A 17,858-nucleotide genomic window follows, 5' to 3' on the forward strand; every position below is an offset into this window, starting at 1 on the left:
ATGCCCGCCCGGCTGCAAAGCCGGGCGGGCAACACAGCATGACGAGCCTGAGCCCGCCTCTTTTGGGCAACCGTAAACAGGAGATCCGCCATGCCCCCCACCTGCTCCGGCAGTCCCTTAAATGACCCAGCCCTGGAGCCATACCGTCCTTTTCTGCAACGCCGCATCCGCACGTATATGGCAGAAGCAGAACGCATCCGTACCCACTACGGGTCGTTGCATGCGTATGCCGATCTGCATCTCAGCCTTGGCGCGCACCTTGTCCAGACCTCCGCAGGCTCAGTATGGCGCTGGCGCGAGTATATGCCCAATGCCGAAAGCCTGTGGCTGACCACCGACCGGCTCAATTTTCAGCGCCACGCCAAATACCGCTTTACGCGGTGCTCCGACAATATTTTTGAACTGGAGCTGCCCCACGATGCCCTCGAACACGGCACGTACGTGGAGCTGCGCCTGATTCCGTCGCAGAGCGCCGCCAAGCCCAACGGCAAGGCGCTCAAGCGCGTGCCTGCCTTTGCCGCCTGGGTGGAGCAGAACGCCGCTGTGCCGGAGCAATGGTGCGCCCGCCTGTGGTTGCCGCAGACCCCCTACCGCTTTAGGCATCCACGGCCCGCGCGTGCGCCCTTTCCGCGTATTTACGAGGCCCATGTGGGCATGGCCCAACCGGCGCAGCAACACCACGGCGACAGCATGGGCAGCTACGAGGCCTTCAGCCGCGACATCTTGCCCCGCATCAAGGCCAGCGGCTACACGGCGGTGCAGCTCATGGGCATACTGGAGCACCCCCTGTACCGGTCGTTTGGCTATCAGGTGAGCAGCTACTTTGCGCCGTCGTCGCGATACGGCACACCAGATGGCTTTAGAGCGCTTGTAGATGCCGCCCATGGTCTTGGTCTGGCCGTGCTGCTTGACGTGCCCCACGGGCACGCCAGCGCCAATACGGAGCAGGGTCTGGCACAGTACGACGGCAGCCGGTACTTTTTTACCGGGCAGCATAACCAGTGGGGTACGCCCTCCTTTGATTTCAGTCAGGAGATGACGCGGCGTTTTTTGCTCTCCAACTGCCGCTACTGGCTGGAGGAGTTTCTGGTTGACGGTTTTCGCTTTGATGCGGTCGGCAACATGCTGTACCGGGACTTTGGCGAGGACGACGATTTTTCGCACGTGGGGCGCTGCTTTTACGACCAGCACAGCGAGCCCCGCGCCAATGTGGACGGCGAGCTGTACCTTAACCTTGCCAATGCCCTGGTGCACGAAACCTGCGGCAATGCCGTAACCGTTGCTGAAGAATTTTCGGGCATGCCGGGGCTTACCTGCACGCCTGCACAGGGCGGTCTTGGCTTTGATTACCGCTTTGCCATGGGTATTCCCGACTATTGGGCCAAGTGCATAGCCGAGCCGCGCGATATGGGCAGCCTGTGGTACGAAATGACCAACCACCGGCCCTACGACCGCACCATCAGCTATGTGGAGTGCCACGACCAGCACATCAACGGCAGCGACGCCATGATCTGGCGGCTGCTGGGCAATGAAATGTACAACCGCATGGGCCTGCGGGATGAAAGCTGGAACATCTCGCGCGGGCTGGCCTATTACCGGCTTATGCGCCTGATGACGCTGTCCACGGCTGATGCGGGGTACCTCAACTTTATGGGCTGCGAATTTGGCCACCCCGAATGGCTGGACGCCGAGGCGTACGCCCACCGCCAGTGGGCGCTGGCCGACGACCCCATGCTCAAGTACCACGCGCTGGGCGACTGGGACAAAGAGCTGATGGAGCTTGTGCAGCGGCATTTGCAGGACTTTGCCCAGCCCCCGCTCTTTCGGTTTATCCATGAGGATAAACGCCTGCTGGCCTTTGAACGGGGGCAACTGCTCTTTGCCGTCAATTTTCATGAGCTGAACGCCCAGCAGGACCTGCGCTTTGCCGTTACCCCCGGAAAATATATCGAGCTTGTTTCGTCGGACGAACTGCGCTTTGCCGGGCACGGCAATCTGGCGGTCAAAAGCCCGGCAGCCGCGCATTTTACGAGCCCGCTGCCAGACAGAAACGAGGGGGATATTGCCCTCTATCTTCCGCCGCTTGTGGGACTAATTTTAAAAATTGTAAAATAATTTTTAAAAATCGTTGACAGGTCGGGTGGTTCCGCGTAGTTACTCTTCTCGCGTCGGGATGTAGCGCAGTCTGGGAGCGCACTTGAATGGGGTTCAAGGGGTCGAAGGTTCAAATCCTTTCATCCCGACCAGAGATTTAAGGGAATTCATGGAAACATGAATTCCCTTTTCTCGTTTGTGAGACCTACCCGGCTCTGCCCTACACGGGTCTACACCAAAGACAGGGGCAAGCCCCTTCAACGGGCAGTTTTCCCGACAGGTTTCTGATCAATTCACCAGCCATTTCAGCAGCACAAAACGCGTACACGCAGGCGGTAGTTTTCGAAGTTACGGAAGCCATACGCACGCCGCTGGATCAACTTCATTTTTCGGTGAAAACCTTCTGTGATGCCGTTATTCCGGATAAACGGAACATCCTGGCTACTTCTTCGCGCCCATTATGGCTCTACACAAAATCTCCGCCAAATTTCATACTTCACCCCAAGAAGTCAGATTCATCGACTGTCCTCATCTGCTTTTGACACATTCACTATATTAATCTATTTTTTACTACTATTGTTATTAAGATAAAAAGAGTTTACTTTCATCATAAAAGTTATATCTGATTTGAAACAAAGGAGAACATCATGTTTAAGCGTGCTGTGCTTGCATTAGTTCTGTCCCTGGCTCTTGCTGCCCCTGCGGCGGCGGAAACTACCGGCGTGTATGCTGGTGCAAAATTTATTGATTCTATTCAAAGCACGGGGCCTTTCTCGCTCAGCGGGGATGTAAAAGGCATTGGCATAGGCCAGTATTCACAAAATTCTGTGGGCGGCGGCATTTTTGTGGGCTATGATTTTTACCCGCAGTTTCAGGTGCCCATGCGCGCAGAACTGGAATACGCAATCAGAAGCAACGTTACCAAAACATGGGATGCCAGCGGAGCTGACGGCACAGCATCTTTTAAAGGCGAATGGGGCCTGCAAACGCTGTTTGCCAACGCTTATTGGGACTTTCACAACTCCACGGCCTTTACCCCCTACATTGGGGGCGGCCTCGGCCTCGGATTCATCAAAACCAAGTATACTGCCGACGTTGACGGCGACGGCGATTCTAGCAGCCTGACGCAGCACGATACCGTTTTTGCCTGGAATCTGGGCGCGGGCTGTTCGTATGCATTTACCGAGAATCTGTCGGCAGATCTGGCCTACCGCTATGTGGGGCTTGGGTATACAGATATCAGCAAGCATGTTGACGACAACAGGGTATCTATCGGCAATACCCCTTATGCCAATGAATTCAGCCTTGGCCTGCGTTACACCTTCTAAGCGTGACAAAAATATCTAGCGATTAGCCAAAGCCAACGGGCCGGGGATTTCTCCGGCCCTTTTATTTTGAACTGCAATACCATAGCTCATGGATATAACGGTGGATAAATTGAACGTAATGGATATATACAGCTAATAATCTATTGCGCTCGATTAGGCCTATCGCATGGAATGCAGCGCAGGATAAAACATTCTTGAATTCGTCTAAGTGAATAGTTAAATCGTTCAAACATGGAAAAATATTTAGATGTAACGCGCCACCCAGATTATCAGGTTTTGGCCCTGCTAGGAGCGTTTACGTGATAACTTTGGCTTTGCATTGACGTGATCAATGTATTCTTGCCTAAAATTACCGATCTTTCCGTTTTTACCAAGGTTTATATGCTTGTCCAGCCTGCCGCTCCCAATCAGCCAAAACAACTTGTCAACGTTGTAAGGGGAGACATTGGCGGCTTCAGCAATTCTAACTATGATCTTTTGTATCATATAGGGGCCATGCGCTTCCTCACATAGCCCTATTCCAGCAAAAATTTTGCTTATGTGGACATCCGGCTTGCCGTATTCAATAAAACCCAGTTCCTTAAGAAAATCACAGGAGAGCGGGTAACCAAGACCAACAACCTCTTCGGAAATTATCAAGGGGAGCGCTGCCATCGCCTGCTTGTTTTCGTAAAAAAGCCTTGTCCATTGATAAAATTCATCACCACTCCTGAACTGGCTAAGAAACAAGGCAGCTGACAATATGGTTTTGCAGTACATTGGCCAAATGCTTCTTGGTTCTTTTCTGACCTGTCCCCTTGGCTTAAGTTTCTTTTCTATGTCTGACAAAAGCTTTTCTGGCTTGCCCGAATATACTTCCAGGGTTCTGGCTACATCAAAATCGAATAATACTTTTCCCAGGTTATGCACATTACCTATTGATTTTCCAATAACGCCTTTTTTCATATTTGCATTCTGAGCCGACCTCAGCAACCGCTCAAAAAGTTCCGGCATATCTACTGGCTTTGCGCTGGCATCAGGCCGTTCCAGATAACTTTGCAGGATTTCTATTCGCTGTTGTGATGGAATCTTTTCAAGAAAAAACTGCTTTGCATCATTATAAATAGCCAACATAGAACTCTTCACCGTATTCGTCTCCCATTTATCATACTTATTTTATATAGTTATTTATTAATTTTTAATACTACTTCATCTTGTACCACAATGCAATATTTAAAAGTAAAAACAAGTAAATGCCATTTAAAAAATATCGATATAGTAGTAAATAAAACATTTCCGTGGAAACAGTGTGAATTTTATTAATCGCAATACGAATTACCGTGAACGAATCATTGACAGAATTGGTGAGGGGAGAAGCTGTTGCACTTCTTCGGAGCAGGCAACAGCACAACTAAGGGCAGTGGTATGGGCGATGCAGTCTTTTGGGTCTAGCCAGAGGGGGCACACCCTCTTGCCTGAGCGCTTATATATATCCGTCGGGCTTCTGCCTCGGCGTACTTACGCCATAAATTGATACAAAAATGTTTTCATAAAACCGTTAAAATAACAAATTCGTACTGCTTAAACTCCCGCATATTCAAATAAATAGTAATATATTGAGTAGTTACAAGTAAGTTTAGACATGGCACAAAACTTGCTGTTTGAGAGATCAAACAAACACGTGGAGGATTGCCATGTCCCGTATCTCGATCAACTGGCGCAAAGCGCTTACCTGCTGCGCCGCAATTTTATGCCTCGCCACCTCCGTACAGGCCCGCGAGACCGTCAAGGTTGGCTTTGTGGGTCCCCTTACCGGCGGCGTGAGCGCCATTGGTGTTGGCGGGCGCAATTCTGCCGAGCTGGCCGTCAAGGAACGCAACGAAGACCCCGACCGCAAATTCGACTACCTCTTTGTATCGTACGACGACGAATGCAAACCCAACATCGGTATTCAGGTGGCTACCAAGCTGGCCTCCGACCGCAAGGTTGCGGCTGCCGTAACCCACTACTGCTCCGCCGTGGCTCTGGGCACGGTTGATATCTATCACCGCTTTCATATGCCCGCCGTTGTCTGGGGCGCGGTGCATCCCGGCATTACCTACGGCAACGACTACAAGGAAATTTTCCGCACGCCCGGCACCATGATCAACCAGAACCAGGTTGCGGCCAAATTTATGAGCAGCCAGGGCTACAAGACCTTTGCCATCATCCATGACATCACCGACTACGGCAAATCGCACAAAGACTACTTTACCCAGTTCATCACCGAACAGGGCGGCAAGGTTATAGAAACCTTTGGCGTTACCCCCGATCAGCAGGACTTCACCGCCGAGCTGACCAAGATAAAGTCTCTGCACCCCGACGTGATCTACTTTGGCGGTCTTGTGCCCGTGGGCGTGCGCGTGCGCTCGCAGATGGAAAAACTCGGCATCGACGCCCAGTTTGAGGGCGTCTCGGGCATCAAGTCCGACGCATTTGTCACCGGCGTGGGCAACGAGGCCGCCGAGGGCACCCTGAGCTTTATTGAAGGAACCCCACTTGAAAAACTGCCCGGCGGTGATGCCTTTTTAAAGAGCTACAAGGACCACGGCTACGCCGAATCTGCCGAAGCCTACGGCCCCTTTGCCTACGCCAGCATGAAGCTTGTTCTGGATACCATTGAAAGCACCGGCCCCAACCGCGAAAAAATTGTCGAAGCGCTGAGCGCCGTTAAAGGCAAGGATACCCTGGTGGGCAAGGTTACCTTTGACGATCACGGCCAGAACATAGAACCAGCCGTCAGTACATTTGTGGTTCAGGACGGCCAGTGGGTTTTCTGGAACGACAGCGACTACGCCTCAGGCAAGCGTCAGCTCAGGCATCCCAACAAGTAGCAGGTTTCAGACATGCCGTCCGGCGGGGGTCTCCCGCCGGACGGCGACAACGCCCAGCAAGGCAAGGACTTCCGCATGGACATGTCACTCTTCATTCAATTCGTCATCAACGGCCTTATGCTGGGCATGATGTACGCATTGGTCGCCGTGGGATTCACCATATTTTTCGGCGTACTTGACGTCATCGTTTTTTCCCACGGCGACACGGTGATGCTGGGCGGTTTTTCCGGCCTCGCCATGTATATGTATCTGCAGCACGTGTTTCCAGGGCTTGCGCCGGGCTGGTCGCTGCTGTGGGTGGTGCTTACGGCGCTGACCACCATGGCCCTGCTTGGCATGCTGCTGGCCAGCACCATGATCATGCGTCTGCGCTCGGCGCCCGCACTCAACACGTTGCTGGCCACCATGATGCTGGGCACGGTGCTGCGCGAATCCATACGCCTGTTTTTTCCCAATGGCTCAAACCCGCAGCCTTTTCCGCATCTGTTGCCTGACTGGTCGCTGAATTACGGGCAGCTTTCGCTGCGGTTTGACAATCTGGTGCTGTTCAGCGCCGGTGCGGCGGCTGTGGTGCTGATACACCTGCTCATCTCGCGCACGCGCCTGGGCATGGCCATCCGCGCTGTGGCGCAGGACAGCGAAGCCGCACAGCTCATGGGCGTCAACTTTTCGCTGGTGGTGCTGACCGCCTTTGCCCTTGGCTGCGGCGTTGCCGCGCTGGCAGGCATTATGAACGGCATCTACTACAATGAAATCAACTTCAGCATGGGCCTGCTGCTGGGGGCCATCGGCTTCAGCGCCGCCGTCATAGGCGGTCTGGGCAATATTTACGGGGCTATCCTGGGCGGATTCATCTTTGCCTTTTTGCAGACTATCGGGGCGGTGGCCCTGCCGTTTTCAAGCGCGTACAAAGATGTCTTTGCCTTCAGCGTCGTTATTGTGCTTATGGCCTGGAAGCCCACGGGCCTTCTTGCCGAAAAATCCAGCCAAAGGGTCTAGCCATGTTATCCTTACGCAATACGCCTGCCGGGCCCCTTACCTGCGTGCTGACCGCAGTGGCCATAACGGCTTTTCTTGCCCTGTTTTTGCTGGCTGAAGAGCAGACCACCATTCTGCTCTATCTCGGCGCGGGGCTGATCCTGCTGCTGGGCCTCAAGGCCAGCGGCCTGCTGGATGTGCTGCTGCAGGCCGCCCGCGACAACGAATCCCTCTGGACGCGCCTGATGCTCGCCATGAGCCTTGCGCTGATATTGATCTTCCACGACGACCATTACAGCCTGTTTTTGCTGGGCACGATCATGACGTACTCTGTTGCGGTGCTTGGGCTAAACGTGCAGCTGGGCTACGCGGGCGTCATCAACTTCAGCGCGGCCTCGTTTTTTGGCGTTGGCGGCTACACGGCGGCCCTGCTCATGGCCAATGCGGGCGTACCCTCGCTGCTGGCCCTGCCGCTGGGCGGTCTGGCCTCGGCCCTCACGGGCTGCATACTGCTTTTGCCGGTGCTGCGCACGTCGGGCCACTATGCGGCCCTTGTGACCATGGCCTTTGCCCTGCTGTTCAGGGTTTTTCTTGAGGTCTGCCCCTGGTTTGGCGGCCCTCAGGGCATACCGGTGGAAGGGCTGAACGTGCTCGGCGCAAGCTTTATGGACGATATACGCATAGCCGGGCTGGATTTTTCGTTTTACGCCAAATACGACCTCTTTGCCCTGTTGATGCTCTGCCTGACCTTTGGCTTTATCCGCCGCCTGGAGCGCTCGTGGTTTGGGCTTTCCATGGACGCGGTGCGCGGCGACGAGGTGGCCTCGGCCTGCTTTGGCGTCAGCATCGCACGCTGGAAAATAACCGCCTTTACCATGGGCAACTTTATTTCAGGCATGGCGGGCGCGTTTTACGCCATGATGCTGGCCTACATCAGCCCGGCCAACTTTTCGTTTGCCGATTCGCTGCTTTTTCTTTCCATCCTGCTGTTGGGCGGCATAGGCAACAGCTGGGGGGTGCTGGTGGCTACAGCCTTTGTGGTCGCCCTGCCGGAAAAATTTCAGGTTATCCAGGAATACCGGTACCTCATCTACTCAAGCATCGTGCTGCTGATGATCATCTTTCGCCCGGCCGGGCTGCTGCCCCGCCGCGTGCGCAGCTACACGGGAGGCATGGCATAATGTGCGCCCATCTTCTTGAATGCACGGGCCTGTCCATGCGCTTTGGCGGGCTTATGGCGCTTCAGTCGCTGGATATCCATGTGGACAGCCACGAGGTCGTGGGGCTTGTAGGCCCCAACGGCTCGGGCAAAACAACGTTTTTTAATGTTGTGACAGGCATCTACCACCCCTGCGCGGGCAAGGTCATGTTCAACGGGCAGGATATCACCGGCCTCTCGCCGCAGGAGGTGTATCAGGCGGGCATTGCGCGCACGTTTCAGCGCTCTCGCCTGTGCCTCGACCTCACGGTGTTTGACAACATCATGATCGGCAGCCACAAGATCCTCGACCTGTCTTTTGTGCACAACATACTGCACCGCAAGGCTTTTTTAAAAAAATATCGTGAATATGAAGAAACCGCAGCCGCCCTGCTGCGGGCGCTCAACCCCGACCTGCCAGGCAGGCTGCACCACGCGGTCAGCGAATTGAACATGATCGACCGGCGTCGCGTCGAGCTGTGCCGCGCCCTGATCGGCAAGCCCAAGCTGCTGTTTTTGGATGAACCATCGGCGGGCATGACCCACGAGGAAACCCAGCAGCTCATGGACGAAATTGTGCGCATGGAGACCGGCGAGGCCAAACCCGCCATTGTGCTTATCGAACACGAGATGAACGTGATACGCCGCATAACCAGCCGCTGCGTGGTGCTGAACTTTGGTGAAAAACTGTGCGAAGGCAGTTATGAAAAGGTAACCGCCGACCCCATGGTGCAGGAAGCCTACCTTGGCACGGAGGTGTGCGAAGATGAACAAGTTTAAACCCCTGATGGTCGAAAACCTGCACGTTGCCTATGGCAAGGCCGATGTGCTCTGCGGTGTTTCGCTCGACATCCAGCCCGGCAAAACAACCTGCCTGCTCGGCTCAAACGGCGCGGGCAAGACAACCCTCATCCGCGCGCTGGTGGGGCTGACGCCCCCAAGGTCGGGCAACATCCAGTTTGCCGGCGTGGACATCACCGGCATGGCCCCGCACAAAATAGTGCGCATGGGCATATCGTGCATACCCGAAGGGCGGCGCGTGTTCCCCAAGATGAATGTGGAAGAAAACCTGCTCATGGGGGCGTATCAGGAGCCATCCGCCGCCAAGATACAAAACCGTCTGGCGCGGGTTTACGAAATCTTTCCCCGTCTGCGCGAAAGACGCGCGCAGTTCGCGGGCACCATGTCGGGCGGCGAGCAGGCCATGGTCTCCATCGGGCGCGGCCTGATGAACGAACCGCGCCTGCTGGTCATCGACGAGCCGTCGCTGGGCCTCTCGCCCGCGCTGGTCAGTGAAAACTTCAGGGTTATACGCTCGATCTGCGAGAGCGGCATCGCCGTTTTTTTGGTAGAGCAAAACGTGCGGCAAACCCTGGCCATAGCCCATCAGGGCTACGTGCTTTCGCAGGGGCGCATTGTGGCTGGCGGTACAGCCAAAGAACTGAAAGAAAACGCCGAAGTGCAAAAAGCCTACTTTGGCTGAACCCGGCAAGGAGGCGCCGCGCCGGCATTGACCGGCAGGCGAAACCCACATGACATACGCACCATCTTCTGTAGAGCTGGCCCAAAGCCTCGTACGCTGCAACACCATTTCTGGCGGCGACGAGCGTCAGGCACTGGAACCCCTTGCGCGGATATTGTCCGACGCGGGCTTTAGCGTTGTTTTTGACGCCTACGACCCGTCCGACCCGCAGCGTTGCAGCCTCTCTGCCCGTCTGCGGCCGGATGGCGACCAGCCGGCCCTGTGCCTGTGCGGCCATATCGACACGGTGCCTCTGGGCGCTGCGGGCTGGCGCATGCCCCCCTTTGAGGGGCGGATACAAAACGGCCTGCTTTTTGGGCGTGGCAGCAGCGACATGAAAAGCGGCGTTGCTGCCATGGTCTGTGCAGCCGCGCAAGCAGCCCCGCATATGCATGGCGATCTGGTCGTGCAGATATACGGCGGCGAAGAAACCGGCTGCGAAGGGTCCTTCCACATGGCGGCGCAGCCGCAGTTTTTGCGCAATATTGCTGCGGTTGTGGTGGCGGAGCCTACTTCATGCCGCCCGCTGTGCGGGCACAAGGGCGCGCTATGGCTTACCTGCAAAACCACAGGGGTTACGGCGCACGCATCCATGCCGCACAAGGGCGACAACGCGCTGGCAAAACTGCTGCCCTTTGCCAACGCCATGTGCTCCTTCCATCTTGAGGGCGACCACCCGCAGCTTGGGGCCGGCACATGCGTTATCTCCACGCTGCACTCTGGCTGCAACAGCAATTCCGTACCGGACAGCGCAGCCATGACTATTGATATCCGCACCGTGCCCCAGCACAATCATGACGACATACGCGCTGTTGTGGCCACCATGGCCGGGCCTGGCATCAGCACTACAACCACTCTTGACATCCCCGCCGTATGGACAGACCCCGGCCAGCCGTGGATGAGCCGCGCCTTTGACGTGCTCACCCCCCTGCTGGGGCACAGGCCGGATGTGGCCACGGTGCAGTTTTTTACCGATGCGGCCGCCCTGCGGCCCAGACTGCCAAACGTGCCCATGATGATACTGGGCCCTGGAGATCCCGCCATGGCCCACCAGGTAGATGAATACTGCGCTGTGGAGCAGATAGAACTTGCGACAAAAATGTACGCCGCCCTGCTGGCGGACTGGGCATAAACGACGGGGCAAGGCACTGAGGCAAACAGCATAATGTTTTGAGCCAATGCCGTGCAATCCACGCCTTGTCTCGTGCCGCGTCTGCGACGCTGCCGTATCCCGTCAACCGGCATCCGAGGAGGAACCATGCCCCGCTTCGCACTACCCCCCGTTCTTGGATTCGACCTGTTTCGCAAGGCCGATGCCGAAACGCTGCTGCGCCTGTACAGGGAACTGTTTTTACGCGTGGCAGCCAGCGAAGGTGAGCTGTTCATTTTTGCTGAGGGCGGTTTTCGCCCCAAAGTGGTTCTGGACGATCTGGAGGAAGCCCTGCGGCGCTGGCCCGATGTCGCGGGCAGACCACCGCTGTTTGGCGTGCCGGTGGGCATCAAGGATGTTTTTCGCACCAGCGGGTACGCCATCCGTTGCGGCTCGTTGTTGCCGTCGGCCCTCTTTGCCGGGGATGAAGCCCCGCTCGTGACCCGGCTGCGCGAGGCTGGGGCCATTGTTATGGGCATTACCGCCACTACGGAGTTCACCCATGCCGAACCGGCGGCCACGCGCAACCCCTGCAACAGGCGGCATACGCCGGGCGGCTCAAGCAGCGGCTCGGCCGCAGGGGTACGGGCCGGGTACTTTGCGCTGGCGCTTGGCACGCAGACCATGGGGTCTGTGGTCCGCCCAGCGGCTTTTTGCGGCGTGAGGGGGGTAAAACCGTCGCAAGGGCTTTTGCCGGGCCAGGGCATCATCAACTTTTCGCCCAGTCTGGACCAGCCGGGCTTTTTTTGCGCAACAACGCAGGATGCGGCGACCACGCTGTCGCTGTTTTGCGATACGCAGGCGCGGGGGCGCAAGGCCTCCACACTGTTTGTCGTGCCTGAAGGCGCGTATATGAGCGAGGTCGAACCGGGCATGCGCAGGGCTTTTGACCAGTACTGCGACCGGCTGGCCCGCCTGCCGGGGGTGCGCGTCATGAGCATGCCGGTTTTTGACGACTGGCAGGGCGTATACACCCGCCACCAGCAGCTTGCCGCGGCGGAACTGGCGCAGATGCATAATGCATGGTTTGCGGATTTTGGCCCGCTGTACCGGCCAAAAACGAGGGAATTTATCGAATTGGGGCAAACTCTCGGCGAGGGCGTCATTGAGGCGGGGCGTGCATCGTGCGCGGATCTGCGCAAAAAGCTTGATGACCTGCTGGCCGGTATGAAGGCAGACGCTTTTCTGGCCCCGGCAGCGCCTGGCGAGGCCCCCAAGGGCTTTGCCTCCACGGGTAACCCGGTCATGAATGTGCCGTGGACGCATGCGGGCCTGCCCGTACTGTGCCTGCCCATGGATACCGTGCGCGGCGGCCTGCCGCTGGGCGTACAGGCTGCTGGGCGCTTTGGCTGCGATGCGGAACTTATGGCGCTTGCGCCGCTGCTTGAAACCGCCGCCGCTCCGATGAGCAGCAACCCCCTGCCCTGACCTTGACCACAAGCCGCGCGCAGGGCCGCGCAACAGGACGTATCGCGCATCGCACGGAAGTGCGCCCTGGGGCTCTGGCCCCGTACATGGCCTTGCTGGCGCTGATCAGCATTTGCGCAAGAGATGCAGCGGCGGATGCCGCTTCCGGCTCGCCGCGCATGTCCTGCGCAAATGTCCGGCGCGCATGTCCGGCGCGCAACCCCCATGCTTGCTGTCGGCGTAACCCGTTGCCCCGCTACTGAAAAGCGGAGTCGGCAACAGTCTGCCGTATGTTTGGGCAAGCTCTGCGCCGCTAACGTACACTAAAAATTTTTCAACGACGCAAAGCCATCAAAAACTATTATTAAAAATTTCATACAAATTTAACATAATGTTTGATTTGTAGTTTTTTTTGAAGCGCAATCGCTATAACTGCAGTGCAATATTTCACTCAGGCGGTTGCAGCAGATGCAATCCATGAATAGCGCACGCTGATACACTACCAGATCATATTTTACTATGTTATGTTTTTGTATGAACAATCATGACAAATTTAATATTCCTTCAGTATGTCCGGCAGTATTCCCGAGGCTCAGCCGGGTAAACTGCTTTAAAGAGCTTAGCGGTTGCATGTCCACTTTATTCAGACAACCGATTTATATTTATGAACATTCATCAGCATATACAGCTGCGCGTTCAGGGCTTGAGTCAACCTGACTCATAAATTGTTTTAAGGAATTCAGCCAGTTGGCAATACGCATTCTACTTTTACGCAGCTTTGCACCTTGCAACGGCTGCACGCGCGCCAGTCGGTTAGCCAACACACCATTATCCATAATAAGAATCTGTTGAATTGTTTATGCCAGTCATGTAAAAAATGATCACAAAAGCACCCGCGTGCAACAAACTTATGGCAGCTAAAAACTGATGCAGCTGGTTGCGTTAGCCGTTTACCTGTTGCTATATAGCCTTGGAATAAGGGGGCGATGCATGTCATCATCAACGGAAAGCTTCTGCTATATACCTCAATCAAACAACTATGAAATTTTCAATGCTGCGCATAATGCAAAAAGCCTGGTTAAAATCACCTGCTGCGTCCCATACCAGGGCAAGCTCAAAGATATTACGTGCTATGGGCACATTAAAGGCGTTGTCGGACGCGAAGCGCAGATGGATATTGTTGAACGAGAGGTACTTAACCGCCCCTGTAAGATATATGCCAATGAGTTTGAATATTTTTTTTGCCTCGACAAAACATATCCTCAACGTATGCGCCTGGGCTACCTTGGCACCGGCAAAATACTTAATGTAAAAAAAGATACGGACAGCAACATTGCAGCAATGGACCTGCGCTTTGCCGCCAAGAGTGTTGAACGCCGCATGCGCCGCGACAGAAGAATAGACTGGAGACCAGAATATTCAAAAGTTGCGGGTGTAATCCGGCTTGATACTATCCCTGAATCCAAACTGGATCTCAAAAACCTGATCCAGCAGCACTACCGCCGGACAGGCGGCAGCGCTCAAATTATAAACATCTCTGCTGCGGGAGCCTGCGCATTGCTGCCCGACGAGGCGGAACTGAAGAGCCTGTCTACGGACACGTATCTTTTACTGTACATCATATCCGACAGGTTTGACATGATGAATGCCGCCTATGTCCTTTTGGGCAAAAAAATCGGCGTTACCAGCAGCGATGTCGGCAATATGCTGAAACTCAGGATGCAGTTCACTCACGAGCTTGACCTCACCACCAACATGTACCACCTTGATTGGGTAGATATAGCCCAGACAGGGTCTGACCATCTCGGCAGTTTTATTGAAGAATACTGCACTGGTGAAAACGGCGAGTGCGACTTTATCAACGGCTCATAGCTCGGGGCAGCAGCGCAATCTGCCTTGTATTGGTGCCAATATGCAAAGTTGCCGTTCCGCTTTATTGCCGACCGGCATTTTTTTTGCGTGCCAACCTTTTGCCTTCATTGCAGCCAATGTGTCCTTGCCCATCCCTTAAGCAAGGGGGAATCACGGTCATTTTGGCATCCAGTTAATAGAAGGCCGATTTTTCTCTGCATTATTTCTTTGCGGGCGTATGGACACATAACGCAAGGCACAGTAGGCTTTACAAACTGATTCACTCGTATTCGCCTTGAACAAATCTGAGGGCGAAACAGGTATGCGGCGGTTTTGCAATATCGGTTTTGAGCCCAGAGCATAAACATGCTCGAGTGTGCGGGCACTGCCCTGAACGCCTATGCTTTTTATTTTTTCTGCCCGGCATTTCACCCACATCCGCAAATGGGAGGAGCAGAATGCAGCTTAGAGTATCCACACGCCTGTGGCTGGTATTTGGCACCATTTTTTTTCTGATATTGCTCAGCGCCCTGTTTGTGCGGCATAGACTGAACCAGTCAAACTCCCTTGCCGACCAGACCAGCCAGCAAAGCATGCCCATGGCATTGCTGGCCGCGGATATGAAACTGCAGGCGGTGCAGGTGCAGCAGTTTCTCTCTGACGTATCCGCCACGCATAACCCTGGCGGATACAAGGAGGCCAAGGAGGCCGCCGACGCCTTTCATGCGCATGCAGATGCCTTCAAAAGCAAATTTGCGCAGGAGCGCAACGCTGAGGCCATGGAAAAGCTGGCTGCTGCCGTTAAAGCCTTTGACGCAATGTACGCCCTTGGTCGCACCATGGCCGAAACCTATGTTGCCCAAGGCGTAGAGGCTGGCAATGTGCTTATGGAAACGTTTGACGCTGCTACTGAATCTCTCACAGACTCCCTTGATCCTTTTATTGAAGAGCAGATGAGCGAGGCTGCAACCAACCTTGAGTCGTTAAAGGCAAGCCTTGTCGCAAGCCAGATGCTGCAATGGCTGCTGGCGGGCATATCCATTGCATTTGGCTCGCTGTGCGCTTTTTTTGTCATTCGTTCGCTCAGGCTGCAGCTCGGCGCCGAGCCTGCGGATGTGGCTGATGTGGCCCAAAAGATCGCCAGCGGCGATCTTGAAGTTGACATGAGCCTGCGCAACGGCCGCACGTATTGCGGCGTGTTTGCCGCCATGTGCGAGATGCGCGACAGGCTCAAGGACAACTTTGCCCAGCTGGCAGCCCGTCAGGCCGAGGCGCAGCAGCAGGCAGAGACAGCCCGCATGGCCACTGCCGAAGCAAACGAATCCAAAGCGCTGGCTGAAAAAGCCAGAGCGCAAGGCATGATGCAGGCTGCGCAGCAGCTGGAGACGGTGGTTGATACAGTCAGCTCGGTTTCCGCAAACCTTTCCACCCAGATTTCACACTCGAGCCGGGGCGCGGACGACCAGTCGGGCCGCGTACGCGAAACCGCATCCGCCATGGAACAAATGAACGCCTCGGTGCTTGAGGTTGCCAAAAGCGCCCAGCTCGCTGCGGATGTTTCTGGCAATGCAAAAAAGCAGACCCTGGAGGGCGCGCAAATCGTCAATGAGACGGTGGAGAGCATCAGGGACATCCAGGCAAAATCGCTGTCAATCAAGCATGATATGGGTGATCTCGGCAAACAGGCCGAGGCCATTGGCCAGGTCATGAACGTCATTGCCGACATCGCCGACCAGACCAACCTGCTGGCTCTCAACGCGGCCATTGAGGCCGCCCGGGCTGGCGATGCGGGCCGGGGGTTTGCCGTTGTGGCCGACGAGGTGCGCAAACTGGCGGAAAAAACCATGACCGCCACGCGCGAGGTGGGCGAGGCCATCAGCGGTATACAGCAGGGAACCCGTAAAAATATTGTCAGCGTTGAAGACGCAGGCGCGGCCATTGAACAGGCAACCGCTCTCTCTGCCCGCTCCGGCGATTCCCTGAAGCAGATTCTTGAGTTTGTTGAGCTTGTCCACGACCAGGTTCAGTCCATAGCAACGGCCAGCGAGCAGCAGTCGGCAGCCAGCGAGCAGATCAACAGGTCGGTTGAACAGGTTGCCGCAATCTCTGCCGAAACAGCGCACAGCATGGAACAGGCATCACAGGCCGTAGAAGCCCTGGCGCAACAGTCGCTGGCGCTGCAAAAGCTCATCCACGACATGAAGTCCTAGCGACGCGCAGGCGTCCTATGCAACAAGGCCGCGCAGATTCTGTGCGGCCTTGTTTTTTGTCTGTAGCTCCCCCCCTATCTGGTTGTCTGCACCCCTTCAGCAGAGAGTTAAAAATGCCCGGCGGCGATGACAGCTGCAACAGGCGCATAGTTAGCGATTCGATAATAAAAATATTTATTGTTTGTAACACTATCAATCCTCTTGCAATATTTTTTGTATCTTAATATATTTCAAAAATAGGAATGAAATTACTTATACTCGTGTAGGCAAATACTTTGCCGCTGCAAGTAATCAATACAGCGCACAGTATTTTGCAACTTGCAGAGGCAAAGCAATGCAAGTCAAGTCATAACACTCTACATTACAAAAGGATATTTGCGCCAAGCAGCCCTTCAACATTGACAAGACACCTATTGGAAAGGATGCAGCGAGCATGCAGCTTGCCCCCCCTCTGTCATCAACGCATAAAGGACCTGCCAATGACCAATCTTCTTGGTGAATTTTTTGGAACAATGATACTGATTACCTTTGGCGCCGGTGTTGTGGCCTGCGTGCTGCTCAAGGGCTCCAAGGGACAAGGCGGAGGCTGGATTGTCATCACTGCGGGCTGGGCTTTTGGCGTCATGCTGGGTGTTTTTACCGCTGTCGCTCTGGGCGCGCCGCAGGCAGACCTTAACCCTGCAGTGACCCTTGCCAAAACCATGCTCGGCGTCTACGGAACGGGGCAAGCCATCGCCACCATGCTTGCGCAGGTTGCCGGCGGCTTTACCGGCGGCGTCATTACCTGGCTTGCCTACCTGCCCCACTGGGCCCCCACTGAAGATCCTGATCTCAAGCTTGCCGTTTTCAGCACTGCGCCTGCCATCCGCAGCTTTGGGCAAAACTTTTTGTGCGAAGTAATCGGCACATTTATGCTGCTCTTTGGCATATTTGCCATCTTTCATGCCAACAACGGCACCCTGCCCGCAGGCTACGGCCCCTACATGGTTGCCATTCTTGTCTGGGCCCTGGGCCTCAGCCTTGGCGGCCCCACGGGATACGCCATCAACCCCGCCCGAGACCTTGGCCCCCGCATTGCCCATGCCGTGCTGCCCATCGCCGGCAAGGGGTCGTCTGACTGGGGCTATGCCTGGATTCCTGTTTGCGCTCCCATGACGGGCGCGGTTCTTGCCTACGTTGTCGGCAAGCTGATCGGCCTGATTTAACTTTGAGCGACTCCGTGCCGTCGGGCTGCGCTGCGGCAATCATGCCGCCTGCCGGATGACGGC

Annotated in this window: 13 protein-coding genes, 1 tRNA gene and 1 pseudogene; 13 read left to right on the forward strand and 2 right to left on the reverse strand. The window is 55.4% G+C overall.

The annotated features are described in order from the left end of the window. Window positions 1-177: 177 nt before the first annotated feature. A complete protein-coding gene (locus DDIC_RS06905) occupies window positions 178-2,115 on the forward strand; it encodes an alpha-amylase family glycosyl hydrolase (protein ID WP_247647408.1) in 1,938 nt (645 codons plus the stop codon). A 54-nt stretch (window positions 2,116-2,169) separates the two neighbouring features. Further along, window positions 2,170-2,246, forward strand: a tRNA-Pro gene (locus tag DDIC_RS06910). A gap of 153 nt (window positions 2,247-2,399) precedes the next feature. Here the strand turns inward: DDIC_RS06910 and DDIC_RS14145 are convergent. Further along, a pseudogene (locus DDIC_RS14145) lies at window positions 2,400-2,548 on the reverse strand (transposase); the annotation flags it as partial. Window positions 2,549-2,741: 193 nt separating this feature from the next. Between DDIC_RS14145 and DDIC_RS06920 the strand changes: the two are divergent. Beyond that, a complete protein-coding gene (locus DDIC_RS06920; RefSeq protein WP_136399763.1) occupies window positions 2,742-3,422 on the forward strand; it encodes an outer membrane protein in 681 nt (226 codons plus the stop codon). 285 nt (window positions 3,423-3,707) lie between these two features. Here DDIC_RS06920 and DDIC_RS06925 read toward each other — a convergent pair whose 3' ends face one another. Further along, window positions 3,708-4,535, reverse strand: a complete 828-nt coding sequence (locus DDIC_RS06925) for a hypothetical protein (RefSeq protein ID WP_211088853.1) — start codon at window positions 4,533-4,535, stop codon at window positions 3,708-3,710. A 560-nt stretch (window positions 4,536-5,095) separates the two neighbouring features. Between DDIC_RS06925 and DDIC_RS06930 the strand changes: the two genes are divergently transcribed. The 10 genes from DDIC_RS06930 (at window position 5,096) to DDIC_RS06975 (ending at window position 17,795) form a co-directional block, all read left to right on the forward strand. Beyond that, the gene (locus tag DDIC_RS06930) at window positions 5,096-6,274 is read left to right on the forward strand and encodes a branched-chain amino acid ABC transporter substrate-binding protein (protein ID WP_136399764.1); all 1,179 of its coding nucleotides are present in this window, start codon (window positions 5,096-5,098) and stop codon (window positions 6,272-6,274) included. Window positions 6,275-6,349: 75 nt separating this feature from the next. Next, a complete protein-coding gene (locus DDIC_RS06935; protein ID WP_211088854.1) occupies window positions 6,350-7,273 on the forward strand; it encodes a branched-chain amino acid ABC transporter permease in 924 nt (307 codons plus the stop codon). A gap of 2 nt (window positions 7,274-7,275) precedes the next feature. Then, window positions 7,276-8,433, forward strand: a complete 1,158-nt coding sequence (locus DDIC_RS06940; RefSeq protein ID WP_136399765.1) for a branched-chain amino acid ABC transporter permease — start codon at window positions 7,276-7,278, stop codon at window positions 8,431-8,433. Beyond that, window positions 8,433-9,230: an ABC transporter ATP-binding protein gene (locus tag DDIC_RS06945; protein WP_136399766.1), complete on the forward strand. Its 798-nt coding sequence runs from the start codon at window positions 8,433-8,435 to the stop codon at window positions 9,228-9,230. The genes DDIC_RS06940 and DDIC_RS06945 overlap by 1 nt, the downstream gene beginning before the upstream one ends. After that, complete coding sequence (locus DDIC_RS06950) at window positions 9,217-9,933, forward strand: ABC transporter ATP-binding protein (protein ID WP_211088855.1); 717 nt, start codon at window positions 9,217-9,219, stop codon at window positions 9,931-9,933. The genes DDIC_RS06945 and DDIC_RS06950 overlap by 14 nt, the downstream gene beginning before the upstream one ends. Window positions 9,934-9,982: 49 nt before the next feature. Beyond that, the gene (locus DDIC_RS06955; RefSeq protein WP_136399767.1) at window positions 9,983-11,104 is read left to right on the forward strand and encodes a M20 family metallopeptidase; all 1,122 of its coding nucleotides are present in this window, start codon (window positions 9,983-9,985) and stop codon (window positions 11,102-11,104) included. Between the two features lie 126 nt (window positions 11,105-11,230). Continuing rightward, a complete protein-coding gene (locus tag DDIC_RS06960) occupies window positions 11,231-12,550 on the forward strand; it encodes an amidase (protein WP_136399768.1) in 1,320 nt (439 codons plus the stop codon). 969 nt (window positions 12,551-13,519) lie between these two features. Next, complete coding sequence (locus DDIC_RS06965; protein WP_136399769.1) at window positions 13,520-14,401, forward strand: hypothetical protein; 882 nt, start codon at window positions 13,520-13,522, stop codon at window positions 14,399-14,401. 437 nt (window positions 14,402-14,838) lie between these two features. After that, window positions 14,839-16,590, forward strand: a complete 1,752-nt coding sequence (locus DDIC_RS06970; RefSeq protein ID WP_136399770.1) for a methyl-accepting chemotaxis protein — start codon at window positions 14,839-14,841, stop codon at window positions 16,588-16,590. 479 nt (window positions 16,591-17,069) lie between these two features. After that, window positions 17,070-17,795 (forward strand): MIP/aquaporin family protein, encoded by a 726-nt coding sequence (locus DDIC_RS06975; RefSeq protein ID WP_136399771.1) that lies wholly within the window; start codon window positions 17,070-17,072, stop codon window positions 17,793-17,795. Window positions 17,796-17,858: the final 63 nt, after the last annotated feature.

This window comes from Desulfovibrio desulfuricans (assembly GCF_004801255.1).
Taxonomy (GTDB): domain Bacteria; phylum Desulfobacterota; class Desulfovibrionia; order Desulfovibrionales; family Desulfovibrionaceae; genus Desulfovibrio; species Desulfovibrio desulfuricans_C.

Coding starts and splice junctions, on each gene's coding strand:
- DDIC_RS06905 (WP_247647408.1), top strand. CDS start 178: ATGGCAGAAGCAGAACGCATCCGTACCCACTACGGGTCGTTGCATGCG.
- DDIC_RS06920 (WP_136399763.1), top strand. CDS start 2,742: ATGTTTAAGCGTGCTGTGCTTGCATTAGTTCTGTCCCTGGCTCTTGCT.
- DDIC_RS06925 (WP_211088853.1), bottom strand. CDS start 4,535: ATGTTGGCTATTTATAATGATGCAAAGCAGTTTTTTCTTGAAAAGATT.
- DDIC_RS06930 (WP_136399764.1), top strand. CDS start 5,096: ATGTCCCGTATCTCGATCAACTGGCGCAAAGCGCTTACCTGCTGCGCC.
- DDIC_RS06935 (WP_211088854.1), top strand. CDS start 6,350: ATGGACATGTCACTCTTCATTCAATTCGTCATCAACGGCCTTATGCTG.
- DDIC_RS06940 (WP_136399765.1), top strand. CDS start 7,276: ATGTTATCCTTACGCAATACGCCTGCCGGGCCCCTTACCTGCGTGCTG.
- DDIC_RS06945 (WP_136399766.1), top strand. CDS start 8,433: ATGTGCGCCCATCTTCTTGAATGCACGGGCCTGTCCATGCGCTTTGGC.
- DDIC_RS06950 (WP_211088855.1), top strand. CDS start 9,217: ATGAACAAGTTTAAACCCCTGATGGTCGAAAACCTGCACGTTGCCTAT.
- DDIC_RS06955 (WP_136399767.1), top strand. CDS start 9,983: ATGACATACGCACCATCTTCTGTAGAGCTGGCCCAAAGCCTCGTACGC.
- DDIC_RS06960 (WP_136399768.1), top strand. CDS start 11,231: ATGCCCCGCTTCGCACTACCCCCCGTTCTTGGATTCGACCTGTTTCGC.
- DDIC_RS06965 (WP_136399769.1), top strand. CDS start 13,520: ATGTCATCATCAACGGAAAGCTTCTGCTATATACCTCAATCAAACAAC.
- DDIC_RS06970 (WP_136399770.1), top strand. CDS start 14,839: ATGCAGCTTAGAGTATCCACACGCCTGTGGCTGGTATTTGGCACCATT.
- DDIC_RS06975 (WP_136399771.1), top strand. CDS start 17,070: ATGACCAATCTTCTTGGTGAATTTTTTGGAACAATGATACTGATTACC.